The organism is Leucobacter sp. wl10 (genome assembly GCF_003569785.1).
Classification (GTDB): Bacteria; Actinomycetota; Actinomycetes; order Actinomycetales; family Microbacteriaceae; genus Leucobacter.
Map to the genome: position 1 here is coordinate 288349 of NZ_KZ983987.1, position 25390 is coordinate 313738.

Annotated in this window: 26 protein-coding genes and 1 tRNA gene; 19 read left to right on the plus strand and 8 right to left on the minus strand. The window is 69.4% G+C overall.

Translation table 11 applies throughout. The annotated features are described in order from the left end of the window. Nucleotides 1–30: 30 nt before the first annotated feature. The 10 genes from D1J51_RS01370 (at nt 31) to gap (ending at nt 10338) form a co-directional block, all read left to right on the plus strand. On the plus strand, nt 31–1110 hold the full coding sequence (locus tag D1J51_RS01370; RefSeq protein WP_205547620.1) for a thiolase family protein: 1080 nt from the start codon (nt 31–33) through the stop codon (nt 1108–1110). Next, nucleotides 1107–1589 (plus strand): Zn-ribbon domain-containing OB-fold protein, encoded by a 483-nt coding sequence (locus tag D1J51_RS01375; protein ID WP_205547622.1) that lies wholly within the window; start codon nt 1107–1109, stop codon nt 1587–1589. The genes D1J51_RS01370 and D1J51_RS01375 overlap by 4 nt, the downstream gene beginning before the upstream one ends. Before the next feature lie 53 nt (nt 1590–1642). Beyond that, nucleotides 1643–3067 carry an MFS transporter gene (locus D1J51_RS01380; protein ID WP_119073372.1) on the plus strand — a complete coding sequence of 475 codons (1425 nt, stop codon included), beginning with the start codon at nt 1643–1645 and terminating at the stop codon, nt 3065–3067. 5 nt (nt 3068–3072) lie between these two features. Continuing rightward, complete coding sequence (locus D1J51_RS01385; RefSeq protein ID WP_205547624.1) at nt 3073–4293, plus strand: MFS transporter; 1221 nt, start codon at nt 3073–3075, stop codon at nt 4291–4293. 61 nt (nt 4294–4354) lie between these two features. Then, nucleotides 4355–4780, plus strand: a complete 426-nt coding sequence (locus D1J51_RS01390; protein WP_119073373.1) for a MaoC family dehydratase — start codon at nt 4355–4357, stop codon at nt 4778–4780. A gap of 94 nt (nt 4781–4874) precedes the next feature. Next, nucleotides 4875–6032 carry an acetyl-CoA C-acyltransferase gene (locus D1J51_RS01395; RefSeq protein ID WP_119073374.1) on the plus strand — a complete coding sequence of 386 codons (1158 nt, stop codon included), beginning with the start codon at nt 4875–4877 and terminating at the stop codon, nt 6030–6032. 39 nt (nt 6033–6071) lie between these two features. Continuing rightward, the gene (locus D1J51_RS01400) at nt 6072–7334 is read left to right on the plus strand and encodes a PucR family transcriptional regulator (RefSeq protein ID WP_162903602.1); all 1263 of its coding nucleotides are present in this window, start codon (nt 6072–6074) and stop codon (nt 7332–7334) included. Between the two features lie 218 nt (nt 7335–7552). After that, the gene (locus D1J51_RS01405; protein WP_119073376.1) at nt 7553–8161 is read left to right on the plus strand and encodes an SMI1/KNR4 family protein; all 609 of its coding nucleotides are present in this window, start codon (nt 7553–7555) and stop codon (nt 8159–8161) included. 64 nt (nt 8162–8225) lie between these two features. After that, nucleotides 8226–9167, plus strand: coding sequence for a GlxA family transcriptional regulator (locus D1J51_RS01410; protein WP_119073377.1), 942 nt, complete (start codon nt 8226–8228; stop codon nt 9165–9167). A 169-nt stretch (nt 9168–9336) separates the two neighbouring features. Continuing rightward, nucleotides 9337–10338 carry a type I glyceraldehyde-3-phosphate dehydrogenase gene (gap, locus tag D1J51_RS01415; RefSeq protein ID WP_119073378.1) on the plus strand — a complete coding sequence of 334 codons (1002 nt, stop codon included), beginning with the start codon at nt 9337–9339 and terminating at the stop codon, nt 10336–10338. Nucleotides 10339–10381: 43 nt separating this feature from the next. Here the strand turns inward: gap and D1J51_RS01420 are convergent, their stop codons facing one another. From D1J51_RS01420 to D1J51_RS01440, 5 genes are all read right to left on the minus strand, one after another. Further along, nucleotides 10382–10774 carry a DUF3054 domain-containing protein gene (locus D1J51_RS01420; protein ID WP_162903603.1) on the minus strand — a complete coding sequence of 131 codons (393 nt, stop codon included), beginning with the start codon at nt 10772–10774 and terminating at the stop codon, nt 10382–10384. Nucleotides 10775–10818: 44 nt separating this feature from the next. After that, nucleotides 10819–11622 (minus strand): inositol monophosphatase family protein, encoded by an 804-nt coding sequence (locus D1J51_RS01425; protein WP_119073380.1) that lies wholly within the window; start codon nt 11620–11622, stop codon nt 10819–10821. 93 nt (nt 11623–11715) lie between these two features. Continuing rightward, nucleotides 11716–11788, minus strand: a tRNA-Lys gene (locus tag D1J51_RS01430). 96 nt (nt 11789–11884) lie between these two features. Next, nucleotides 11885–13060: a Na+/H+ antiporter NhaA gene (nhaA, locus tag D1J51_RS01435; RefSeq protein WP_240422748.1), complete on the minus strand. Its 1176-nt coding sequence runs from the start codon at nt 13058–13060 to the stop codon at nt 11885–11887. A gap of 139 nt (nt 13061–13199) precedes the next feature. Continuing rightward, nucleotides 13200–13454, minus strand: a complete 255-nt coding sequence (locus D1J51_RS01440; protein WP_119073382.1) for a hypothetical protein — start codon at nt 13452–13454, stop codon at nt 13200–13202. An 87-nt stretch (nt 13455–13541) separates the two neighbouring features. On the opposite strand from D1J51_RS01440, the gene D1J51_RS01445 reads away from it, so the two are divergent. The 7 genes from D1J51_RS01445 to D1J51_RS01475 all read left to right on the plus strand — a co-directional run bounded on the left by D1J51_RS01445 (nt 13542) and on the right by D1J51_RS01475 (nt 21460). Then, nucleotides 13542–13778 (plus strand): hypothetical protein, encoded by a 237-nt coding sequence (locus tag D1J51_RS01445; RefSeq protein WP_119073383.1) that lies wholly within the window; start codon nt 13542–13544, stop codon nt 13776–13778. Between the two features lie 118 nt (nt 13779–13896). Next, the gene (gene ilvD, locus D1J51_RS01450) at nt 13897–15588 is read left to right on the plus strand and encodes a dihydroxy-acid dehydratase (RefSeq protein WP_119073384.1); all 1692 of its coding nucleotides are present in this window, start codon (nt 13897–13899) and stop codon (nt 15586–15588) included. A gap of 128 nt (nt 15589–15716) precedes the next feature. Next, a complete protein-coding gene (locus D1J51_RS01455) occupies nt 15717–17513 on the plus strand; it encodes an acetolactate synthase large subunit (RefSeq protein WP_119073385.1) in 1797 nt (598 codons plus the stop codon). A gap of 2 nt (nt 17514–17515) precedes the next feature. Beyond that, nucleotides 17516–18025, plus strand: a complete 510-nt coding sequence (gene ilvN / locus D1J51_RS01460; RefSeq protein ID WP_053383628.1) for an acetolactate synthase small subunit — start codon at nt 17516–17518, stop codon at nt 18023–18025. A gap of 67 nt (nt 18026–18092) precedes the next feature. Next, nucleotides 18093–19109 (plus strand): ketol-acid reductoisomerase, encoded by a 1017-nt coding sequence (ilvC, locus tag D1J51_RS01465; RefSeq protein WP_371414067.1) that lies wholly within the window; start codon nt 18093–18095, stop codon nt 19107–19109. 156 nt (nt 19110–19265) lie between these two features. Then, a complete protein-coding gene (locus D1J51_RS01470; protein ID WP_119073387.1) occupies nt 19266–20516 on the plus strand; it encodes a CaiB/BaiF CoA transferase family protein in 1251 nt (416 codons plus the stop codon). Next, a complete protein-coding gene (locus tag D1J51_RS01475; RefSeq protein ID WP_205547626.1) occupies nt 20513–21460 on the plus strand; it encodes a beta/alpha barrel domain-containing protein in 948 nt (315 codons plus the stop codon). The genes D1J51_RS01470 and D1J51_RS01475 overlap by 4 nt, the downstream gene beginning before the upstream one ends. A gap of 16 nt (nt 21461–21476) precedes the next feature. Here the strand turns inward: D1J51_RS01475 and D1J51_RS01480 are convergent, their stop codons facing one another. From D1J51_RS01480 to D1J51_RS01490, 3 genes are all read right to left on the minus strand, one after another. Next, complete coding sequence (locus D1J51_RS01480; protein WP_119073388.1) at nt 21477–21875, minus strand: winged helix-turn-helix domain-containing protein; 399 nt, start codon at nt 21873–21875, stop codon at nt 21477–21479. Nucleotides 21876–21952: 77 nt separating this feature from the next. Further along, a complete protein-coding gene (locus D1J51_RS01485) occupies nt 21953–22759 on the minus strand; it encodes an ABC transporter permease (RefSeq protein WP_119073389.1) in 807 nt (268 codons plus the stop codon). Beyond that, nucleotides 22756–23658: an ATP-binding cassette domain-containing protein gene (locus D1J51_RS01490; protein WP_119073390.1), complete on the minus strand. Its 903-nt coding sequence runs from the start codon at nt 23656–23658 to the stop codon at nt 22756–22758. The genes D1J51_RS01485 and D1J51_RS01490 overlap by 4 nt, the downstream gene beginning before the upstream one ends. 94 nt (nt 23659–23752) lie before the next feature. Between D1J51_RS01490 and D1J51_RS01495 the strand changes: the two genes are divergently transcribed. Beyond that, nucleotides 23753–24745, plus strand: coding sequence for a TetR/AcrR family transcriptional regulator (locus tag D1J51_RS01495; RefSeq protein ID WP_119073391.1), 993 nt, complete (start codon nt 23753–23755; stop codon nt 24743–24745). Nucleotides 24746–24794: 49 nt separating this feature from the next. Then, nucleotides 24795–25088 carry a hypothetical protein gene (locus tag D1J51_RS18280; RefSeq protein WP_240422750.1) on the plus strand — a complete coding sequence of 98 codons (294 nt, stop codon included), beginning with the start codon at nt 24795–24797 and terminating at the stop codon, nt 25086–25088. Nucleotides 25089–25390 lie beyond the last annotated feature (302 nt).

Sequence of the window (25390 nt, forward strand, 5' to 3'; positions counted from 1 at the left end):
CGCACCACGCCCGGCGTCACGAGCCTCGAGATGATCGCCCGCGCCGCCAAGGGCGCTCTGGTCGACGCCGGACTGACCCCTCAGGACGTCGACGGGCTCATGATCGGCCCTCAGGTCGGCGAGACGCCCCAGCACGCTCCGGCCGCGGTGTCCGAATACCTGGGGCTTCAGCCGGACTTCGCCGACATCGTGGATCTCGGCGGAGCCTCGGGGCCCGGAATGCTGTGGCGCGCCGCGGCCGCGATTTCCGCCGGAATGTGCAGCACCGTGCTCTGCGTTCTCGGAAACGCTCGAGACCTCGAACGGGTCCCACGCTCGCCCAATCGCAACCCCATACGAGAGTTCGACGTGCCGTATGGCGCGAGTGGCGCCAATCAGGCGTATGCGATGGTCGCTCAGGCGCACATGGCCGAGTTCGGAACGACCTCGGAACAGCTGGCGCAGGTGCCGGTGAAGCAGCGCAGGAACGCGATGCTGAACCCGAATGCCGTCTTCCACGGAAAGGAGATCACCGTAGACGACGTACTGAAGTCGCCGATGGTGATGTCCCCACTGCATCTGCTCGAGGTGGTGATGCCGTGCGGCGGCGGGGCGGCGGTCGTCGTGACCTCTCCGGAACGAGCGGCTGACCTTCGAAGAAAGCCGGTGTACTTGCTCGGTGCGGGCGAGAAGGTCACCCACCGAGCGCTGAGTCAGGCTCCCGGGCTGACCACCTCCCCCCTGTCGCAAGCCGTGGGTCGCGCGTACCGCATGGCTTCCGTCAGCGCGAGCGACCTGGACCTCCTGTCGATCTACGACTGCTACTCGATCGTGGTCGCTGAGACGCTCGAGGATGCCGGGGTCTGCGCGAAAGGCGAAGCGGGACCGTGGCTGGAAGAAGCGGACTTCTCGATCAGCTCGACCTTGCCGATCAACCCGCACGGCGGTCAGCTGTCGACGGGTCAGGCGGATCTGGCCGGGGGGATGGGGCACCTGGTCGAGGCAGTGCTGCAGCTTCGAGGTGACGCCGAGGGTCGACAGATTCAGGATCCCGAGCTGGCGCTCGTCACCGGTAACGGAGCGACCCTGAGCGAAGAGGTCGCGTTGGTCCTCGGAAGCTCGCGGGCGTGAACGGCACGATTGGAGCAGAGGCGATGAACGACGCGAAGAACTCGACGCGGAGCGATCCGGCAGGTGCGCCCCCGCGCCCCGGCCTGGTCACCACTCCGCTCACCCAGCGCTTCTGGGACGCAGCGAACGACGACGAACTCCTCATCCAGCGCTGCCGGGACTGTGGTCATCGACAGCACTACCCCCGCAACATCTGCACCGGCTGCTGGTCGGAGCAACTCGAATGGCAAGCGGCTTCGGGCCGCGGCACGGTGTGGACCTTCACCGTGGTCGAGAAGCCCGGTCACCCCGCCTGGGCGGGCGAAACACCGTACACGATCGCACTCGTCGAGCTCGAGGAGGGCCCCCGCCTCATGACGCGTCTCATCGACTGCGCCCCGGACGGGGTGGCCGTCGGGATGGACGTCGTGCTACGCCCCACCCGCGACGAACAGCTCGGCCAGACCCTTATCACTTTCGCACCAGCGGCTTCCGACTGATACGGAACCGGCAAGACAAGGCCGATGAGGCCGACTGACAAGGAGGTCAGGATATGTCAACTGTGGACACACTCGACGACGAAGCGCGGGAGAGCTCCCCGGAAATGGCGAGGCGCGCCAAGTGGGGCAGCTTCATCGGGACCGCCATCGAATGGTACGACTTCTATCTCTACGGCACGGCCGCGGCGCTGGTCTTCAACCAGGTCTTCTTCACCGGCTTCGACGGGCCGACGGGCACGCTGCTCGCGTTGCTGACCTTCTCAGCAGGCTTCATCGCCCGACCGCTCGGTGGCGTCGTCATGGGCCACTTCGGCGATCGCATCGGCCGAAAATCCATGCTGGTGCTCTCACTGATGACCATGGGTATCGCCACCACGCTGATCGGGCTGCTCCCGACTTACGCCTCCATAGGAGTGTGGGCGCCCATACTGCTCGTGACACTGCGCCTCATCCAAGGATTCGGGGTCGGAGGAGAGTGGGGCGGAGCCGTGCTCGTTGCCGTCGAGCACGCCCCGTCAACGCGGAGAGGTCTGGCCGGTTCATGGCCGCAAGTCGGAGTGCCCGTCGGGTTGTTCATGGCGAACGCCGTGATCATGATCACCGGTCTCACGATCGGTCCTGAGCAGTTCATCGCGTGGGGCTGGCGAGTGGGCTTCCTCGGTTCGGCTCTGCTGATCGCCGTCGGGCTGGTGATTCGCTTGAAGATGGAGGAGACCCCCGACTTCACCAGGGTCAAGGAGGCCGAAGAGGTCGCCAAGTTCCCGGTCGCCGAGATGTTCCGGACCCAGTGGCGCAGCCTCCTCCTGGCCGCGGGGGTGAAGATCTCCCAGAATGCGATCTTCTACATCATCACGGTCTTCGTGCTGACGTATGTTGGCGATTCGCTGGGCATGAGCGATGACGTGGCGCTGGCGGGCATCATGATCGCCTGCGTCGTCAGCGTGTTCACGCTCATGCTCTTCGGGTGGCTATCGGACCAGTACGGACGTAGGCGGGTCTATCTTTTCGGTGCTATCGCGTCCGCGGTATTCGCCTATCCGATGTTCATGCTCCTCGATACGAGGAACGTCATCCTCATCGGTGCGGCCATCGTGATCGCGATGGTCTTCCATGACGCGATGTACGGCCCTCAAGCGGCGTTCATGACCGAGATGTTCGATCCGAAGGTCCGTTACACCGGCACCTCGCTCGGGTATCAGGCCGCTTCGACGGTCGCCGGAGCGGTATCTCCGGTCCTCGCGGTCTACCTGCTCCAGCTGGCCGACAATCGGCCCTGGGCTGTCGTGCTCTACATGATTGCCGTGAGTCTCGTCACCATCGCGGCGACTGCGCTTTCGCCGGAGACCCATCGGGGTAACCGGAGCGGAGCCCGGCATGCGCCAGTCGGCATAGCCATCGGCGCGCGGACTGCGGGCGCCGGCTCGGTCGCCGGCGGCGAGGCCTCGGGGCTGTCGGCGCGAGTTTCAGATTCCCGGTGACGACCATGATGAAGCGTCGGCAGATGCTGCTGCTGGGAGCCGTGGTGGCCATGGGGCTCACCGTGTGGTTCTCCGCAACAGCGGTATTGTCGGCGCTTCGGACGGAACTGGGAATAGGGCAACTCGCAGCCGTATGGCTCACGGCTTCAGTGCAAATCGGATTCGTCACGGGCGGCATCGTGTCGTCGCTTCTCACCCTGGGCGACCGCTTCGAGCCTCAGCGCATCATGGGCCTCTCGGCATTCGGCGCGGGCGTGACCACCGCGAGCCTCGCGCTCGTGCCCCTGGAGTTCTGGGGTGCGATAGCGACGCGGTTCCTGACGGGAGTCTTCCTCGCCGGCCTCTACCCGATGGGCATGAAGGTGATGGCGAGCTGGGCATCGTCGAAAGAACGAGGCACGGCATTCGGGCTGCTTCTGGGCGCGCTCACGCTCGGGTCGGGGATGCCGCACCTGCTCACCGGGCTCGCAGACGCCCTTCCGTGGCGGGGCGTGCTCCTCATCGCGAGCGGCATCACCATCGCCGCCGGGGTGATCGCGCTGACAGGGCTCCGATCGGGTCCCCACACGAGTTCCCTGCAATCCGTGCCAAGAATCCGGCATGCCTGGGCGGGGTTTCGCTCTCGAGGACCGCTGCTCGCGAACCTCGGCTACTTCGGGCACATGTGGGAGCTCTATGCCTTCTGGACCTGGCTTCCCACCTTCTTGCTCGCCAGCCGGAAGGCCGCCGGCGAGCCCTCGAGCGCAGCCGGCATCGGCGTGACGACCTTCCTGGCCATCGGAGTGGCGGGTGTCGCGGGCTGCCTGATCGGCGGGTGGCTGGCCGACCGATTCGGGCGACGACTCGCAGCCGTGTCCGCGCTTGCGGTCAGCGGTGCGTCTTGCCTGATTTCTCCGGTCATGTTCGCGGTGACCGGCCCCGCGATGATCGTCTTCCTCGTCATCTGGGGGAGTTCCGTCATCGCCGATTCGGGGGTCTTCTCGACGTCCCTCAGCGAGAGCGTGGACCCGAGATACGTCGGGACCGCGCTGACCGCGCAGACGACCATAGGGTTCCTGATCACTGTCGTCACGATTCAGCTGGTACCGCTGGTGGCGCAGGCCTTCGGATGGCAGTACGCCTTCCTCGTGCTGGCCATAGGACCCGTCGTCGGCGGCGTTGCGATGTTCATGCGGCGCGACCCCCGGCCGCTGGCCCTCGCGTCTCTCGAGCGAGGCGCCGCGTGACGCGGAAGCCGAGCACCCCGTATACCCGTTCCGCAATTCCAACCAGAAGGAGAGGCTCAGCATGAGCGATGAGACCGTCAACGGCCCTGCGGTGGGCCGGACTGCTGAAATGTCGCGCGTAGTCACGCAGGACGACATCGTGAGATTCACCGCGATCAGCGGTGATGAGAACCCGATCCACTACGACGAGGAAGCGGCGAGGAACTCTCGTTTCGGAGAGATCGTCGTCCAAGGCGGGGTCACCAGTGCGATTCTGAACGCCGTCGTTGCTGAAAAGCTTCCAGGCCCCGGCACCGTTTTCTTGAACGTCAATTGGGACTTCCAGGCCCCGGTTCGCCCGGGTGACACCATCACGGGACGGGTCGAGGTCGTCGAAGCCCGTCAGGACAAGCCGGTGACGAAGATCAAGACCGAGGTGGTCCGCGATGACGGAACGGTCGTTCTGACAGGAACAGCGGTTTGCTACACCATGTCTCTGAGCCGATAGGCGCAGCGGATTCGCCCGCCGTCATCGCCGTTCGGCGCAGACGGCGGTCGGCTCTTCCTCTTCACACCCGGACGCACTGATAGGAGCACGATTCATGTCCAACGAATCCCGGAAGCCCGTACTTGTCACGGCAGCCCGTACGCCCGTAGGGAGGTTCAACGGTGCGTTGAAAGACATCGATCCACTCGATCTCGGTGGCGCCGCGGTCCGCGCAGCGCTCGAGGGGGTCGAGGACATCACGCCCGAGCACGTGTTCATGGCTAACGTGCTGCAAGCCGGCAACGGCCAGAATCCGGCTCGCTCGGCCGCGATCCGCGGCGGCCTCCCTGCGACGGTGCCTGCGATCACCCTCAACAACGTCTGCCTCGCCAGCATGTACGCGGCTGGCATGGCCGCGACCATGATCCGAGCGGGCGAAATGGAGTCGGCGGTGGTCGGCGGCTTCGACTCGATGAGCAGGGCGCCTCATGCTCTTCAGATCAGGCAGGCGCCCAGGGTCGGAGACGCGTCGGCCGTCGATCTGCTCATGAAAGACGGTCTCTGGTGCGCCGTATCCGACTCGGGCATGGGGCCGATCGCCGATCGTGCAAACGCCGAGCTCGATATCTCCCGTGCAGACCAGGATGCGTATGCTGTCGAGAGCCATCGACGTGCTCGAGCGGCGACCGAGAACGGCAACCTGGCCGCCGAGATCTCGCCGATGCCCGAGCTCGACACCGACGAAGGCATTCGGCCCGATTCGAGTATCGAGTCGCTCCAGCGACTTCGATCGGCCTTCACGGCCGGTGGAACAGTCACAGCCGGCAATGCGTCTCAGATGTCCGACGCGGGATCCGCCGGACTCGTTATCACCGCGTCGCTGGCGAAGGCCCTCGGTCGAAAGCCGATCGTCGAAATCGTCGCCTCCAGCACGGTCGCCGGGCCCGACCCCTCGCTGCACCTCAAACCCGCGGCCGCGGCACGACGTCTTCTCGCGCAGGCCGGTATGAGCACGAGCGATATCGGTCTTTGGGAGGTGAACGAAGCATTCGCAGGCGTGGCGCTCGCAACCTCGCGCGACCTGGCGCTGGATCTCGACACGGTGAACGTCAACGGCGGTGCCATCGCGATCGGTCATCCGCTCGGCGCATCGGGGTTCCGCATCACCATGAGTCTCGCCCTCGAGATGCAACGACGCGGAGTCGAACACGGAGTCGCCACCATGTGCGGAGGCGGGGGGCAGGGGCAGGCCATCCTGTTGCGACTCCAGTGAGCAGGAGGCCGCCGGGTGCTCCTGTGGGACAATGAGGCGATGAACCCACAGGGGAAGCAGGGGAGCGAAGTACTCTCGGACCCTCTCCTGCTCCCGGTCATCCAGCATCTGGCTGACAACGCCGAAGCGATAGGCGAGAGGCTGTTGGAGGCGTATACGGACGAGATCGTCGACTACCGGTCGCTCCCCGAGGGATACCTCAGCAGAGATGTGGCCGACATGGCCCGCAGAAACCTGCTCACGCTTCTGTCGTGGTTGAGCGGTGAAGTCGATGAGGCCCGCAGCCTCGAAGAGTTCCGCAATAGCGCCGTCAGACGTTTCCGTCAGGGAGTATCCGTGCAAGCCCTGCTCCACGCATATCGCGTGTGGGGGCAGGTGGTCTGGAACGAGATCGCTCGTCTCCCCGTATGCCAGACCTCTCCGGCGACCGGCTTCACCGTCGCCGGAGAGGTCATGCGCTACGTCAATCGGGTCTCCCTGGCGGTCGCCAACTCCTATCTCGAAGAGGCTGAAGACGTCATCCAAGATCGTCAGCTCGCTGAACGAGACGCGCTCGAGGAACTCCTCTCGAGTTCTCTGATATCGGAGCGCGTCGCCAGCTACCTGACTCGTCTGGGAACGCATCTCCGCCAGGAGCACCGCGTGCTCCTTCTGCGCAGACGTCACTCGACCGCGAGCGAACCGCACGATACCCGGGACGGCCTGGCGGCCGTCCGTCGCTTCCTCGCTCGAGACCCCCGGTACCGCCCCCTCATCGGACTCCGCGAGGATGAGATCGTCGTCGTGCTTCCCATGCCGGAGGAGCGCAAGCTCTCCATACGCGAGGTCGCCGATGACCTGGCCAGATCACTCGATGCATTTGTCGTCGGCGTGAGCCGCGCCCACGAGGGGGAGGCGCAGGTCGCCACGGCGTATCGTGAGGCCGCGGACGCTTCTCGAGTGGCATATGCTCGAGGAGATCGGCGAGCCTATTTCTACACAGATGTCCTGCTGCAGAGCGTGATCGACAGATCTGGGTTGGGGGACGTCGTGCACGCCGAGACCGTCGCCCCGCTCATCGCGTACGATCGCAAGCACGGATCGAAGCTGTCGGACACCCTCCGGGCGTACATACTGCACCGCCTCAACCTGACCCGCACCGCCGAAGAGCTGAGCGTTCAACCGAATACGGTCCGTTACCGGCTGGACCGCATTCGCGAGCTTTCGGGGAGGGACCCGAATCATCCGGACGATCTCATCCTGCTGGCTCTAGGCGTGAGGATCGACCCCGGCTCCTCGCATGAGGGGCCGGGCGGATCCTAGGAGGCCATCGGGCCGGACAGGGGGCCGCCCTCGTTCTCGGGACCCGCGTGTCGACGCCGCGGGCCCGGGCTCGGCGGAGCCCGCCCTTTACGCGGGAACCGCGGTGTCGCACACTGGACTGGTGACGAAACCGGCTCGGCGGAGGATCTCGGGGCGCCCCGATCCACCGGATCGTCCGGTTCTCGATCGACGCCGCACGTCCGCAGAGAGAGCATCCCATGAGCACACGCACCACCGGTCACTTCGACGGCTTCGACCTCGGCGGGTTCTGGGACGATCACGAGTACTACGCCGCGAACTACACGGAGCCCGCGCCCTCCGACGACCTGGTCGCAGCCGTGGAGGTCGAGCTCGGCTACCGGTTGCCCGACTCGTTCGTCGAGTTCGCCCGGATGCCGGGGAGCCGCAACGGCGGGGGAGCCGCGCGGTGCTGCTATCAGCTGCACCACGCGGATCCGCGATGCATCGAGGTCGTCATGGTCGCCGGGATCTACGCGATCGGGCGCACCGCCCGATACTCGTTGCTCGGCGAGATCGGCGGCACCTTCATGCTCTCCGAGTGGGGGTATCCGGGGATCGGCGTCTACTTCGCCGATACTCCGAGCGGGGGGCGCGAGATGCTCGCCCTCGACTACCGGGAGTGCGGGCCGGCGGGAGATCCCTCCGTCGCGCATATCGACCAGGAGGGCGACTACGGCATCACGCGGGTCGCTCCGAACTTCGCGACGTTCATCCGGGGGCTCGTCACGGAGGTGGAGTGCTACGGCGACGTCGACGAGGCGATGCCCGGCGCCCGGGACGGATGGGGCGGCCCGCCGGCCCGGTGACTCGAGGCCCGTGACTCGAGGCCCGTGACGCGGCGCCCGGCCGACCGCGGGTAGGCTGGGCGCCATGAGGCGGGTCGCGGTCGTCGTGCAGGAGGGGGCCAAACCCCTCGACGTCGGTATTCCGACTCAGGTGTTCACCACTCGGGCCAGCATGCCGTACTCGGTGGACGTGTGCGGTGTGCGGCCCGGCCCGATCGCGGGCGGCGACGGGCTGTCGTATCACGTCGAGCACGGTCTCGAGGCGCTCGAGAAGGCCGACCTCGTCTTCGTGCCGGGCTATCGGCATCCCGATCGAGATGCGCCGCCCGAGGCGCTCACCGAGGCGCTGCAGCGCGCGCACGCGCGCGGCGCCCGCCTCGCCGCGATCTCGACCGGCGCCTTCGCGCTCGCCGAGACGGGGCTGCTCGACGGCCGGCGCGCCACCACGCACTGGCACTACTCGCGCATCCTCGCCGAACGGTTTCCGAAGATCCAGGTCGACGAGCGGGTGCTGTTCGTCGACGAGGGATCGGTGCTCACCTCCGCCGGCGCCGCCTCGGGCATCGATCTCTGCCTGCACATCCTGCGCAAGGAGGCGGGCATGGCGACGGCGAACCACGCGGCGCGGCGCCTGGTCGCGGCCCCCTACCGCAGCGGTGGCCAGGCGCAGTACGTGCCGCAGAGCGTGCCCGAGTCGCACGGCGAACGCTTCACCCGCACCCGGGAGTGGGCGCTGCGGCGCCTCGGGGAGCCGCTCGACATCGAGCAGCTGGCAGCGCACGCCAGCGTCTCGACGCGCACGTTCTCGCGGCGCTTCCGCGACGAGACCGGCTACACCCCGATGCAGTGGATCATGCGCGCGCGCGTGGATCGCGCGCGCGAACTGCTCGAGGAGACCGATCTCGGAGTCGAGGAGGTCGCCGCGAGCGCGGGGCTCGGCACCGCGACCAACCTGCGGCGCTACTTCCGGCGGGTGCTCGGCACCACGCCGACAGAGTACCGTCGCACCTTCTCGCGGGAGGGATGAGTCGCGGGGCGCGACGCACGCGCTTCGAGCGGTCCGCACGGGGCTGACTGGTGAACGTTGGCTGAATCCTTTTGAACAATGGCATTAGCGCCACTTGCCTCGGGCGGGGGTGCCGGGCCAGTCTGGTACCGGCTCAAGAGAACCGACATCTGAAAGGCAACGTGAATCCATGACCGGTCGTGTAGCAATCAATGGCTTCGGACGTATCGGGCGCGGCGTGCTCCGCGCTCTGCTCGCGCAGGAGAGCGATCTCGAGGTCGTAGCCATCAACGATCTCACCGATGGCGCCACTCTCGCTCACCTGCTCGAGTGGGACAGCGTCTACGGCCGGCTCGAGCGCGAGGTCTCGTTCGCGGACGGCGAGCTGCGAGTCGACGAACGCCGCATCAGTGTGTTCGCGGCGTCCGACCCCGCCCAGCTTCCGTGGGGCGAGCTCGGAGTCGACGTCGTGCTCGAGTCGACGGGGCGCTTCACCAAGGCCCAGGACGCCCGCAAGCACCTCGAGGCGGGCGCCGAGCGCGTGCTCATCAGCGCTCCGGCGACCGGCGCCGATCTCACCGTCGTCTACGGCGTGAACGACGACCTCTACGATCCCGAGCAGCACCGGATCGTCTCGAACGCCTCGTGCACCACGAACGCGTTCGCGCCGCTGGCCGACGTGCTCGACAGGCTCGCCGGGGTCGAGCACGGCTTCATGACCACGGTGCACGCGTACACGCAGGATCAGAACCTCATCGACGGGCCGCACAAGGATCCGCGTCGCGCCCGCGCGGCCGCCCTGAACATCGTGCCCACCACGACGGGCGCGGCGAGGGCGATCGGCCTCGTGCTGCCGCAGCTCGACGGCAAGCTCGAGGGCACCTCGATCCGCGTGCCCGTGCCCGTGGGCTCCATCGTCGAGCTCAACGCGACGGTCTCGCGCGCCGTCACCCTCGACGAGGTGCTCTCCGCGTACCGGACCGCCTCGGAGGAGGGGCCGCTCGAGGGCGTGCTGCAGTACTCGGAGGACCCGCTGGTGTCGTCCGACATCGTCGGCAACCCCTACTCGTCCATCTTCGACTCCGACCTCACCCAGGTGGACGGCCGCTACGTGAAGGTCGTCGCCTGGTACGACAACGAATGGGGCTTCTCGAACCGCGCCGCGCAGATGCTCGCCAGGCTCTCGGCCTGACCCGGTTCGGCGCGCGCTCGGCCGCTCCGCGCCGGGTCGCCCGCTAGACGCGGCGAAGACGGGCGACGAGCGCCGCGATCGCGCGCCAGCCGAGGAGGAAGACGCCGAGCGCCGACGCGGCGACGATCAGGAAGGGCACGGCGGTTCCGGCGCCGGTGAGGGCTCGCAGCAGCATCCCGATGGCCACGGAGCCGACCCACAGCGGAACGCCCGAGCGCACGATCGCGAGGGGACGCCTCCAGGCCCTCGCCGCGACCCACGCGATCGCGAGACCCGCGAGGAACGGCCAGGCCGTCTCGAGCAGGCCGAGCGGCGTCGCCTCCCTCGTGTGGGCGTTGCGTCCGAGCCCGGCGAAGAGCAGCACGAGGGCCGCATCGACGGCAGCGGCGATCGCGATCGCCGCGGGCCCGGTGCGAGGCGAGGAGGGAGCGGACACCCCACCAGTGTAGAGGCCGGTCGCCGGTGGCGACCGCGACCGCGTCAGGCTGAGGGGCGCCGCACCATCGACAGCACCGCCTCGTGCAGTGCGCCGTTGGTGGCGAGCGAGCTGCCGTTCCAAGCGCTCTCGGAGCCGTCGATGTCGGTGAAGCTGCCGCCGGCCTCCCGCACGATCGGCACGAGGGCGGCGAGGTCGTAGGCCTTCACGTCGAACTCCGCGACGATGTCGAGCAGTCCCTCCGCCAGCAGCATGTACGACCACATGTCGCCGTAGGCGCGATCCCGCCACACCGCGCGCGAGAGCGCGATGAGCGGATCGAGGTACCCGGCGAGATCCCACTGCTCGATGCTCTGGAAGCTGAGCGACGCGTGTTCGAGCTCCCGGACGGCGGACACCCGGAGGCGCCGGGGCTGCTCGCCGGCGCGCAGCCCCCAGGAACCGCCGCCGGTCTCCGCCCACCAGCGAGCCCCGAACGCCGGTGCGGAGACCACGCCGACGGAGGGGGTGCCGTCGACCTCGAGCGCGATGAGCGTTGCCCAGTTGGGCACTCCGCGCAGGAAGTTGGCGGTGCCGTCGATGGGGTCGACGATCCAGCGGCGGGAGCCGCGATCCTCGCGTCCCGACTCCTCGCCGAAGAACCCGTCGGCCGGCCGCTCCGTTCCGATGCGCGCCCGGATGGCGGCCTCGACGGCCTGGTCGGCGTCCGTGACGAAGGTGCGGTCCGGCTTCGTCTCGACGGTCAGGTCGGCGGACCGGAATCGGGGAAACGAGATCGTGTCGGCGAGATCGGCGAGCTCGAGCGCGAACGCGAGATCTGCGGAGGGGGCGTGGAGCTGCTGGGTCATCGGCCTCGGCTTCCTGAACGGATATTGAACGGGCGGTGAACGGTGCGCGGGGATGCGAAAAGCCCGACACGATCGTGTCGGGCTTTCTCGCAGTACGCCCCCGGGGACTTGAACCCCGAACCCGCTGATTAAGAGTCAGCTGCTCTGCCAATTGAGCTAGAGGCGCTCGCTGTGCTCGCGGCAACAGAAATACCCTAGCACGCTTCACCGTCGGCCAAAAATCCGCGCGGGCGCTCCGGGCGTGGCGATGCGGGACGCGGCATCAGCGGCAGCGGCGCGAGAGCAACGCCGACGCCGCCGCCACGGCGAGCAGCGAGCCGGCCATCACGGCGAGGCGCGCGGTGTCGGCGTCGGCGGCGTACTCGAAGCTCAGCTCGGTCACGAGCAGCGATACCGTGAAACCGACGCCGGCCAGGGCCCCGACGCCGATCAGCTCCCGCCAGCGCACCGATGGATCGAGCGAGGCGCGCGTGAAGCGCGTGAGCAGCCACGTCGTGAGCGAGATGCCGATGGGCTTGCCGAGGACGAGCCCCGCCACGACGCCGAGAGCGATGGGGTCGAGGGGGAACCGGGAGTCGCCCCCCACCGCGACGCCCGCGGCGAAGAACGCGAACACCGGGACGGCGACCCCGCTCGACAGGGGGCGGAAGCGATGCTCCAAGATCTCGGCGAGCCGTGTCCCGTCCCGTCCCGACACCGGCACTGTGAAGGCCAGCGCCACCCCCGCGATGGTGGCGTGGACGCCCGACGCGTGGACCAGCGCCCAGGCGGCGATGCCGATCGGCAGCAGCACCAGCCACGGCGCCCAGGGCGAGCGGGCGAGCGGTGCGGCGAAGCGCCGGGCGACGAGCGCGTAGAGCAGGATCGCCGCCGCGGCGGCGGCGAGGGCCCACAGCTCGATGTCGCTTGTGTAGAAGACCGCGATGATCGTTATGGCGATGAGATCGTCGACGACCGCGAGCGTGAGCAGGAACATGCGCAGCGCCGGAGGGATGCGCGGCGCGATGAGCCCCAGCACCGCTACCGCGAAGGCGATGTCGGTGGCGGTGGGGATCGCCCATCCCCGCACGGCCGGCGTGCCGGCGTTGAACGCCGCGTAGACGAGCGCGGGCACCGCCACGCCCCCGAACGCGGCGGCCACGGGTACGACGGCCGTGGAGAAGCGGCGGAGCGCGCCGGAGACGAACTCGCGCTTCAGCTCGAGCCCCACCATGAAGAAGAAGATCGCCAGCAGGCCGTCCGATGCCCAGCTGCCCACGCTCAGGTCGAGGCCCAGCGACCCGGGCCCGATCCGCGTATCGCGCAGCGCGGAGTACCGGTCGGCGACGGGGCTGTTCGCCGCTATGAAGCCGGCGAGCGCGGCCGCCATGACGAGGATGCCGCCGGGCACTTCGGCGCGCAGCAGCCGACTGACGCGCGCGGCCTCGCGCCTGTTCACGAGTGCGAGAATACGGCCGGCTCGGGGGCGGCCGCGCTGGGGTGAGGAGGGAGGCATCGGGCGCCTTTCAGGAGGGGTCGACTCGAAAACTGTCGACCAGACTTCCCGACGCGCCGCTTCTCAGCATAGCGCCGCGCGGTTACGCGCGCCGCTTCCTCTGCTTCCTCTGCCTCTTCTCGAGCTCCTTCTCCGCGTCTCGCGCCGAGTCGAACTCGTGATCCTGATCCTGCATGGCGACGCTCGCGACGGCGAGGGCCAGGCCGGCGAGCCAGACTCCCCACACGAGGAAGCGCCGCCAGTCCCTGCGCATGGACTGCGTGCGACGGGCCGTGGTGACCGCCCCCATGGCCGCGCCGATGACCCCGGGGTTCGTGACGTACTTGCCGATCGACATGAGGCCAGCCTAGTCGGTGCGGTACGCTGGGGGGGGAGGAGCGGCGGGCCGATGCCCGTCCCACCATCATTTCGAGAGAGGTCAGCGATGGCGAAGCGGAACGAGGCACTGTTCGAGGAGAGCTCGCAGGGCGCGGTGAGCGCGGTGACGGGGGTCGTCTTCGCCCTGTCGATGGTGCTCGTCCTCGGCGGCTTCTGGCTGATGAGCTTCGCTGTCAATCCGGATCTCGGCGCCGCGGAGCTGTGGGCCTTCGCGGGCGGTCTCGCGGCGACGGTGATCGGCTTCGCGCTGCCGTTCGCGCTGCTGCCGGCCCTCGGCAAGTAGCGGCGGACGGCCTCGGTCGTCGCGGGCCGGGGATCCGCGACGACCGTCGCTTCGCCCTGCGCCGACCCCGGGCTGCGGCGGGCGGTCGCGTTCCCTGCGAGGGCATACACTGGTGGGCATGGCAGAGATCGATATGAAGCCGCGCAGCCGCGACGTCACCGATGGAATCGAGAAGGCCGCGGCGAGAGGCATGCTCCGCGCCGTCGGCATGGGCGACGAGGACTGGGACAAGCCCCAGATCGGCATCGCGAGCTCCTGGAACGAGATCACCCCCTGCAATCTCAGCCTCGACCGTCTCGCGCAGGGCGCCAAGGAGGGGGTGCACGCCGGCGGCGGTTACCCGCTGCAGTTCGGCACGATCTCCGTGTCCGACGGCATCTCGATGGGCCACGAGGGCATGCACTTCTCGCTCGTCTCGCGCGAGGTCATCGCCGACTCCGTCGAGACCGTGGTGATGGCGGAGCGGCTCGACGGCACGGTGGTGCTCGCGGGCTGCGACAAGTCGCTGCCCGGCATGCTCATGGCCGCGGCCCGGCTCGACCTGGCCTCCGTCTTCCTGTACGCGGGCTCCATCGCCCCCGGCTGGGTCAAGCTCTCCGACGGCACTGAGAAGCAGGTCACGATCATCGACGCCTTCGAGGCGGTGGGCGCCTGCGTCGCCGGCACGCTCAGCGAGGAGGACCTGAAGCGCGTCGAGTGCGCGATCGCTCCGGGCGAGGGCGCCTGCGGCGGCATGTACACCGCGAACACGATGGCCTGCGTGGCCGAGGCGCTCGGCATGAGCCTGCCCGGCTCGGCCGCACCGCCCAGCGCAGATCGCCGCCGCGACTACTACGCGCACCGCTCGGGCGAGGCCGTGGTCAACATGCTGCGCCAGGGCATCACGACCCGCGACATCCTCACCAAGCAGGCGTTCGAGAACGCCATCACGGTCGCGATGGTGCTCGGCGGATCGACCAACGCCGTGCTGCACCTGCTCGCCATCGCGCGCGAGGCCGAGGTGGAGCTGACGCTCGACGACTTCACGCGCATCGGCGCGAGGACGCCGCACCTGGCCGACATGAAGCCCTTCGGCCGCTACGTCGCCGAGGACTTCGACCGCGTGGGCGGCATGCCCGTCATCATGAAGGCGCTGCTCGAGGCCGGCCTGCTGCACGGCGACGCGCTCACCGTCACCGGCAAGACGGTCGCCGAGAACCTGGCCGACGTCGACTCTACCCTCGACGGCAAGGTGATCCGCAAGCTCGACGACCCGCTGCACGCGGCCGGCGGCCTCACGATCCTCAGCGGATCGCTGGCGCCGCAGGGCGCCGTCGTGAAGACCGCGGGTTTCGACGCCGAGACCTTCGAGGGCCCCGCCCGCGTCTTCGAGCGCGAGCGCGCCGCCATGGACGCCCTCGAGGAGGGGCGCATCCAGAAGGGCGACATCGTGGTGATCCGCTACGAGGGCCCGAAGGGCGGCCCCGGCATGCGCGAGATGCTCGCGATCACCGCGGCCATCAAGGGCGCGGGGCTCGGAAAAGATGTACTACTATTGACGGACGGGCGATTCTCGGGCGGCACAACCGGCCTCTGCATCGGCCACATCGCACCTGAGGCGACGGACGGCGGTCCGGTCGCTCTGGTTCGCGACAGCGACCTGATTCGGGTCGACATCGTCGCACGAACGCTCGATCTGCTGGTAGATCCCGCCGAGCTCGAGGCCCGACGAGAAAGCTGGGCCCCGCTTCCCCCGCGCTACACGCGCGGTGTTCTGGCGAAGTACGCGAAGCTCGTGCACTCGGCCTCCGAGGGGGCCATCACCGGGTAGTCCGCCTTCGTTCGGATCGGCCGGCCGCTCGAGTGAGCCTCCCGACCGGCGCGACACCGGCACGGGCGGCGAAGCCGCCAGGATCCCGCAGCCGACATCGACCGACACCTCTACTGAGAAAGCAAGCAATGACCTCGGAATCGAGTGCAATCCCCCCCTCGTCCAACGCCCCGCGCGGCGAGCGCATGACCGGCGCCCGGGCGGTGGTGCGCAGCCTCGAGGCGCTCGGCGTCACGGGAGTCTTCGGGCTGCCCGGGGGGGCCGTGCTGCCCCTCTACGACACCCTCATGGACGACCACACCCTGCGCCACGTGCTCGTGCGGCACGAGCAGGGCGGTGGTCACGCGGCAGAGGGCTTCGCCGCCGCCAGCGGCAAGGTCGGCGTGTGCATCGCGACGTCCGGCCCCGGCGCGACGAACCTCGTCACCGCCATCGCCGACGCCTACATGGACTCGGTGCCGCTGCTCGCGATCACGGGCCAGGTGTTCTCGCACCTCATGGGCACCGACGCGTTCCAGGAGGCCGACATCGTGGGCATCACCATGCCCATCACCAAGCACTCCTTCCTCGTGAAGCGCCCCGAGGACGTGCCCGGCGCCATCGCCGCCGCGTACCACCTCGCCTCGACCGGTCGTCCCGGCCCCGTGCTCGTCGACATCACGAAGGACGCGCAGGAGGGCGAGTTCGACTTCGTGTGGGATCCGCGCGTCGAGCTCGCGGGCTACCGTCCCATCACCAAGGCCAACAGCAAGCAGATCCAGGCGGCTGCCGATCTGATCGCCGGGGCGGAGCGCCCCGTGTTCTACGTGGGCGGCGGCGTGGTGCGCGCGGAGGCCTCGGAGGAGCTGCTGCAGCTCGCCGAGCTCGTAGGGGCGCCGGTCGTGACCACGCTCATGGCTCGCGGGGCGTTCCCCGACTCGCACCCGCAGCACCTCGGCATGCCCGGAATGCACGGCACCGTCCCCGCAGTGCTCGCGCTGCAGGAGTCCGACCTGCTCATCACGCTCGGCGCGCGCTTCGACGACCGCGTCACCGGCAAGGCGGCGCTCTTCGCCCCCGACGCGAAGATCATCCACGCCGACATCGACCCCGCCGAGATCGGCAAGATCCGCTCCGCCGACGTGCCCATCGTGGGCGACGCGGCCGACGTGATCTCCGACCTCATCGCCGCCGTCTCCACGGCGAAACTCGGCCGCGAGTTCGCAGACCTCTCGGCCTGGTGGGACCGCCTGCACCTGCTGCAGGAGCGCTTCCCGCTCGGATACCGGGAGACGAGCGACGGCCTGCTCTCGCCGCAGTACGTGATCCAGCGCATCGGCGAGCTCACCGGGCCGGAGGGCGTCTACGCCTCCGGCGTTGGACAGCACCAGATGTGGGCCGCCCAGTTCATCAAGTACGAGCGTCCCAACGCGTGGCTCAACTCCGGGGGCGCCGGGACGATGGGCTACGCGGTGCCCGCAGCGATGGGCGCGAAGGTCGCGGAGCCCGAGCGCACGGTGTGGGCCATCGACGGCGACGGCTGCTTCCAGATGACCAACCAGGAGCTCGCGACCTGCGTGGTGAACCGCATCCCCATCAAGGTGGCGATCATCAACAACTCTTCGCTGGGCATGGTGCGCCAGTGGCAGACGCTCATCTACGACGGGCGCTACTCCCACACCGAGCTCGACACCGGCCACGGTTCGCAGCGCGTGCCCGACTTCGTGAAGCTGGGCGAGGCCTACGGCTGCCTCTCGCTGCGCGTGGAGCGGGAGGACCAGGTCGACGACGCGATCAGACTGGCGCTCGAGACCGACGATCGCCCCGTCGTCATCGACTTCGTGGTGAGCGCCGACGCGATGGTGTGGCCCATGGTGCGCCAGGGCACCTCCAACAGCGACATCCAGTACGCCCTCGAGCACAGCCCCGAGTGGGGGGAGGAGTAACCATGAGCCGCCACGTACTCAGCCTCCTCGTCGAGGACAAGCCGGGCCTGCTGACCCGGGTCGCCGGGCTCTTCGCCCGCCGCGGCTTCAACATCGAGTCGCTCGCCGTCGGGCCGACCGAGATGCGGGGGCTCTCGCGCATCACGGTGGTCGTCGACGAGGACGAGGTGCTGCTCGAGCAGGTCACCAAGCAGCTGAACAAGCTCGTCAACGTCATCAAGATCGTGGAGCTCGACGAGTCCACCTCGGTGCAGCGCGAGCACGTGCTCATCAAGGTGCGCGCCGACAACCAGTCGCGATCCCACGTGCTCGAGGCCGTCACCCTGTTCCGGGCCCGCGTCGTCGACGTCGTGCCCGACGCCCTCACCATCGAGGTGACCGGCGACAGCGGCAAGATCGACGCCTTCCTCAAGGTGCTCGAGCAGTACGGCATCAAGGAGATCGCGCAGTCCGGCCTCATCGCCATGGGGCGCGGCTCGAAGTCCATCACGGAGCGCGTCTTCAAGAACTAGCGGGATCGCGAGCGACCCCGAAGCTCAACCGGAACCACACAACATGAAGGAGAACCCAGTGGCAGAGATGTACTACGACGCCGACGCCGATCTGTCGATCATCCAGGGCAAGAAGGTGGCCGTGGTGGGCTACGGCTCCCAGGGGCACGCGCACGCCATGAACCTGCGCGACTCGGGCGTCGAGGTCGTCATCGCGCTCAAGGAGGGCTCGAAGTCGATCCCGAAGGCCGAGGAGGCCGGTTTCGAGGTCAGATCAGTGGCCGACGCGGCCGAGTGGGCCGACCTCATCATGATCCTCGCTCCGGATCAGCACCAGCGCTCGATCTACACCGAGTCGATCAAGGACCAGCTGACCGCGGGCAAGACGCTGGCGTTCGCCCACGGCTTCAACATCCGCTTCGGCTACATCGAGGCCCCCGAGGGCGTCGACGTGATCCTCGTCGCTCCGAAGGCTCCCGGCCACACCGTGCGCCGCGAGTTCGAGGCCGGCCGCGGCATCCCCGACATCATCGCCGTCGAGGTCGATGCGACCGGCACCGCCTGGGAGACCGCGAAGTCGTACGCGAAGGCGATCGGCGGCACCCGCGCCGGCGTCATCAAGACGACCTTCACCGAGGAGACCGAGACCGATCTCTTCGGCGAGCAGTCGGTGCTCTGCGGCGGCACCAGCCACCTCGTGCAGTACGGCTTCGAGGTGCTGACCGAGGCCGGCTACCAGCCGGAGATCGCCTACTTCGAGGTGCTCCACGAGCTCAAGCTCATCGTCGACCTCATGTGGGAGGGCGGCATCGCCAAGCAGCGCTGGTCGATCTCGGACACCGCCGAGTTCGGCGACTACGTCTCGGGCCCCCGGGTGATCGGGCCCGAGGTGAAGGAGCACATGCAGGAGGTCCTCGCCGACATCCAGTCGGGCGCGTTCGCGAAGCGCTTCATCGAGGATCAGGACAACGGCGGCGTCGAGTTCCAGGCGCTGCGCGCCAAGGAGGAGTCGCACCCGATCGAGAAGACCGGCGGCGAGCTGCGCAAGCTCTTCGCGTGGCAGCAGCAGGACAGCGACTACGTCGACGGCTCTGCCGCGCGCTGAGTTCCGCCTCGCGCAAGGGGACAGGAGCCGGGGTCTGGGCGGATTCCAGACCCCGGCTCCTGTCCCCTTGCGGTTCGGGCCCGGTGAGGCGCCCCATCGCCTACGATGTGGGGCAGACTCTCTCCTCGCGACGATCCCGACCGGTGGTGTGCCCCGATGACCCGTTTCCAGCCCCTCGAAGGCGTCCGCGTGCTCGAGCTCGGCAACTACATCGCCGCGCCCACGGCCGGCCGGCTCCTCGCCGACTTCGGCGCCGACGTGATCAAGGTCGAGCGGCCACGCACCGGGGACGAGCTGCGCAGGTGGCGCCTGCACCGCGGCGACACCTCGATGCTGTACCGCGCTGTCAACCGCGGCAAGCGATCCGTCGTCGTCGACCTCCGCGGCGATGAGGGGCGGGGGATCGTGCTCGACCTGATCCGCCGCTCCGACGTGCTGCTCGAGAACTTCCGACCGGGCACGCTCGACCGGTGGGGGCTCAGCGAGGAGGCGCTCGAGGCCGCGAACCCGGAGCTGATCGTCGCGCGCGTCTCGGCCTTCGGCCAGACCGGGCCGCTCTCCGACCGCCCGGGGTTCGCGGCGGTGGCCGAGGCCTACGGCGGCTTCCGAGAGCTCGTCGGCGAGCCGGGGAGGCCCCCGAGCCGCACAGGGTTCTCGATCGGAGACACCATCGCGGGCGTCTACGCGGCGTTCGGCGTGGTGATGTCGCTCTTCGATCGGCTGCGGGATCGCGATCGCGGATCCGGAGCCCCTGTCCGCCCCTCGCTCGGCGACCGCACGATCGACGTCGCGCTCAACGAGGTGATGCTCTCGGTAACGGAGTCGCTCATCCCCGACTGGGAGGCCTACGGAGTGCGTCGCGAGCGCACGGGCGGACGCATGGAGGGGATCGCGCCGTCGAACGCCTACCTCTGCGGCGACGGCAGGAGCATCGTGGTGTCGGGCAACGGCGACTCGATCTTCCAGCGGTACATGGCGGCCATCGGGCGGGAGGACCTCGCCGCCGCACCCGAGCTGCAGTCGAACGAGGGCCGGTGGGCCGCCCGCGAGAGCCTCGACGAGGCCATCGGCGCCTGGACTGCGGCGCGCACGAGCCGGGAGGCGCTGCGGATCCTCGACGACGCCGGAGTGCCCTCGGGCCCGATCTACACGGCCGAGGACGTGTGCTCCGACGAGCAGTACGCCGCCCGCGACATGGTGCAGCGCTTCGACGTGCACGACGGTGAGGGGCTGCTCGAGGACGTGGGGTTCCCCGGGATCGTGCCCGTGTTCGGCGGGCGCTCCCTGCCGATCACTCACGTCGGTCCTGATCTCGGCGAGCACACGGGCGAGGTGCTGCGCGAGCTCGGCTGGGACGATGCGGCCGTGGAATCGTACGTCGGGACTCACGAGGAGGCGCCGCGATGACCGCGGTGGCGGACCGGGCGGAGATGTCGGCACCCGTGCAGATCCGCGACGTCACCCTGCGCGACGGCCTGCAGCTCGTCGGCCGACCCCTTCCGACCGAGCGCAAGGTGCGCCTCGTGCGCGAGCTGCTCGCCCTGGGCGTCGAGCACGTCGAGGTGGGATCGATGGCCCGTGCCGACCTCGTGCCGACCCTCGCCGACTCACTCGATGTGATCGCCGCGCTCACGGAGGCGGAGCGCGAGCGGGCCTGGCTGTGGGTGGCGACGCCGCGGCACGTGGAACGCGCCGTGGCGGCGGGGGCCAGGCGCCTCCAGTACTGCTTCTCGGCCTCCGACGGCCACAACCGCGCCAACATCGGTCGCGACACCGAGGCCTCGCTCGCGGCCATGCCCGACGCGCTCGCCGCGGCCCGCGAGTCGGACGCGACCGTGCAGCTGTGCATCGCGACCGCCTTCACCTGCCCGTTCGAGGGCGCGGTGCCGCTCGAGCGCTTCGCGAGCATCGTGACGGACCCTCGCACGGAGGGCGCCGTCGATGTGGTGATCGCGGACACTCTCGGCCAGGCGCACCCCGCCGAGGTCGGGGAGCGGGTCGCCCTCGCGGCGCGCGAGCGTCCGGAGCTCGGCATCGTGTTCCACGGTCACGACACCTGGGGGCTCGGGGCGGCGAACGCCGCGGCCGCGGTCCGGAGCGGCGCGACGGTGGTGGACGGCGCGCTCGCGGGTCTCGGCGGGTGCCCCTTCGCCCCGGGGGCGTCGGGCAACACCGCGACGGAGGACCTCGTGTTCGCGCTCCGCCCGAGCTGGGCGTCGCCCGGATCCTTCGCCGGGCTCGTGCGCCTCGGCGAGGAGGTCTCAGCCGCGCTCGGGGAGCCGAACCGTTCCCGCGCGCGGGCCGGGGCGCGCAGCCGGGCCGAGGCGTTCGAGTGGGTCGTCGCCGACTGAGGCGGGCCGGGGGGCGCTAGCCGTCAGACTGCTCGGGCTGGAAGCGGTAGCCCATTCCGGCCTCGGTGAGGAGGTATCGCGGTTGCACCGGATCCGGCTCGAGCTTCTTGCGCAGTTGCGGGAGGTAGAGGCGCAGATAGCCGGTGTCCCTCGCGTGCTCGGTCCCCCGGATGCGGGTGAGCAGCGTCTGCCTGGTGACGAGTCTCCCGGCGTTGCGGATGAGGAGCTCGATCGCCTGCCACTCGGTCGGCGTGAGCCTGATCCGACGGGGCGGGGTCTGCGAGGTGTCGGTGGCGACGCGAGCGGCGAGATCGACGGTGATGGCGCCGATCTGCACGACGGGAGTGGACTCCTGCTGCGTGACGCGCAGGGCTCGGACGAGTTGCGGGTCGTCGTCCGCGACCAGGATCCTCATGCTTCGCCGTCTTCTTCGGAGGCCGTGCGCAGCCGAGGCCGCACGGACGCTGGGACGGGCTCAGTGACCGCGCGACCTCAGCGGCGCGGGAAGCGCCACGCGATCACCACAGCGCCGACCACCACGATGCCGACGCACCACAGCAGCGCGAAGAGCGGCTGAGCGCCCGCGTCCGCGCCGATGAGCCAGGCTCGCACCGCGTCGGTGATGGGGGTCACCGGCTGCGCCTCGGCGATCGGGCGCAGCCACGCGGGCATGGTGCCGATCGGCACGAACGCGCTCGACAGGTAGGGCAGGAAGAGGATCACGAAGCCGTAGCCGTTCGCCGCCTCGGGGGTCGAGGCGAGCAGGCCGATCGCTGCGAAGATCACCGTGACCGCGACGATCCAGCACAGCACGATCGCGATCACGCCCAGCCACTCGAGGGGACCCGCCGTCGGTCTGAACCCGACCAGCAGCCCTACGCCCAGCACGATCGCGGTCGCCAGGAGGTTGCGCAGCACGCTCGCGACGACGTGCCCCACGAGGCAGGTCGCGGCGGGCATCGGCAGGCTGCGGAAGCGCTGCATCGCGCCGCCGGTCACGTCGCGATTCACCGACACCGCGACCGACGCTGCGCCGAAGCCGGAGCAGAGCACGATGATGCCCGGGATCACGTAGTCGACGTAGCCGCCGTTCGGGTCGATCGCGCCGCCGAAGACCGTGGTGAACAGCAGCATGAGCATCACGGGGAGCAGGATCGCGAGCAGCAGCCCCTCGCCGTCGCGCAGGCTGTGGCGCAGGCTGCGGCCGACGAAGACGCGGCTGGCGGTGATCGGGCCGACGCCGGGGTGGGCGGCCGGGGGGATCGGGGCGGATGCGCGGGTGTCGAGCTGGGCGGTCATGCGGCCACCTCCCGGGAGTCGAGGCGCGAGGTCGCGCCGGCGGGTCGTCCGGTGAGCGCCAGGAAGGCGTCGTCGAGGGTCGGGCGGCGCAGCTCGAGCCGCAGTCCGCGGTCCTCTTCGCCGAGCGCCGAGAGGTCCCGCGCCAGCTCGGCAGCGTCGCCCGGTGAGCCGAGCGTGCGCCGCACCTCGCCCGCCCCGTCCACGAGCACGGCGGTCTCGGTGCCGACGAGCGAGATGAGGCGCTCGACGGTGCCGTCGGCGATGACGCGCCCGCCCTGCAGGATCGCCACGCGATCCGCGAGCGCCTCGGCCTCGTCGAGCATCTGCGTCGTCATGAAGACGCAGCACCCCTCCGCGGCGCGGGCCGCGATGTCGTCCCAGAGCCGCGAGCGGCTGGCCGGGTCGAGGCCCGTGGTCGGCTCGTCGAGGAACAGCACCGCGGGCGTCAGCACGAGCGAGGCCGCGAGGTCGACGCGCCGTCGCATGCCGCCCGAGTACCCCGACACGGGACGGTTCGCGGCCTGTGCGAGGTCGAACGAGTCCAGCAGCTCGTCGGCGCGCCTGCGGGCGTCGATCGTGCCCAGGCCGAGCAGCCGCGCGATCATCACGAGGTTCTCGCGACCGGTGAGGGCCTCGTCCGTGGCCGCATACTGGCCGGTGGTCCCGATGTGCCGGCGCACGCGGGCGGCCTCGCGCTCCACGTCGTGGCCGAGGATCCTGGCGCGGCCCGAATCGGGCCGCGTGAGGGTGGTGAGGATCGAGACGAGCGTCGTCTTGCCGGCGCCGTTCGGCCCGAGCAATGCGAAGATGCCTCCGGAGATGTCGAGCGAGAGCGAGTCGAGCACGGTGTGCGCGCCGAATCTCTTGCCGAGTCCGTCGAGCTCGATGACGGGGGTCATGTCCGCCTCCTTCTGTGTTGGTAGTAAACAGTATGCATCATAAACAGTTACTTCGCCACGCAGTTATGATGGAGTGGTGACGAAGGAGGGTGATATGCCTGAAGCAGGGGTGTCGCGCACGCTCGCGCTCGCCTGGGGGCTCGCCGCCGCCCCGCAACGCGGGCCGAAGCGCGAGCTGACACTCGAGCGCGTCGTCGAGGCGGCGATCGCCATAGCCGACGCCGAGGGGCTCGCGGCCGTGACGATGCAGCGCGTGGCGCAGACCTTCGAGTTCAGCACCATGGCGCTGTACCGCTACGTCGCGACGAAGGACGAGCTGCACCACCTGATGCTCGATGCGGCGATGGGCGGCGCGTTCTTCGCCGTGGAGACCACGGGAGACTGGCGCGAGGAGCTGGGTTCGTTCGTGCGTCAGCTGGTGGTGGGCTACCGGCGGCACCCCTGGACGCTCGACATCCAGCTCGTACCGGACATCCACATGATGCCCGGGCAGATCCGCGCCGCCGAGCAGGGGCTGCGGGTCATGCGCGAGCTGCCCCTCGGGCCGGACGCGAAGCTGGGGGTGCTGTCACTGCTCGCCGCCTTCGCGCGCGGTCAGGCGACGGTGGAGCGGGAGGTGCTCGCCGGTGCGGCCACCCCGCCCGGGACGCGGGCGCTCATCGAGGAGGCCGTGACGCCCGCCCAGTTCCCGCAGGTGGCGGCGCTCGTGCGCAGCGGCGTCTACTTCGGCGATCCGGCCTCGGACGCCGGATCGCCGGGTGCGGGATCCGCCGCCGCGGCCGACCCTGTCGACGACGCGGATGAGATGCTCGAGTTCGCCACACAGGTGCTGGTGTCGGGGCTCTCGGCGATCCTGAGCCAGATGCCCGAGGCGCCCGATGCGGCCGCGCCGCCGGCTCCGGATCCCACGCCACCGGAGGCCTACGAGGCGGCGGAGGCCGAGCTGCGCGAGCACATCGAGCTGCGCAAGCGCACCCAGCGGCGCGTGCGCGAGCTGGAGCGCGAGGAGACCGCGCTGGTGAGGGCGCGGGACCGGGCCAAGGAGTTCGCGAAGGCGTACGCGAAGCGGAGCCGCGCGCAGGGCTGACGCGCGCGCCGCCGGCAGTCCCGTGCGCGAGTCCTCGAAGACGAGCGCGATGAGCGCGACGATCGCCTCGATCGCCTCGAACAGGTCGACCTGGTTCAGCGCGGGCACCACCACGTCCTTGCTCGCCGCGGTGACCACCACGATCGCCTCGCCCCTTCTGCGCGCCTCGCGCACGAACGACTCGGCGGCGGGGGAGATGCGCCGGCCGAGGCGCACGCGGTCGAGATACCTGCGTTTGAACGCGGCGGCCAGGGCGCCGGCGGCGTCGACCCGGTCCGCGACCCCGGCGACGAGGGAGCGGAACATGTGCTCCCGGTTCTCTCCCAGGAACTCCGCGAAGTAGCGATCGCGGTCGAGGGGGATTCCGATCTCCTCCCGCGAGACCTCGGAGATGAGCTCCGCGACGAGGTCTTCGTCGTCGGAGAGGCTTCCGTTGAAGTCCAGGAGCGCGGCGGAGACCCCCGTCAGCAGCTCGGCGACATCGGTGATCTGGGCGGTTGCGGTCACGGTGCATCCTCTCTCGTGCGCCGGCCCGCGGGCCCGGCCACCGCCGGGTGAACCCCTGTTCAGCGGGCGGACACCCGCACGTCGGGATCCCGACACCTCGGTGCCGCAGGATAGTGCGAGGTAACGACCGCACCACAG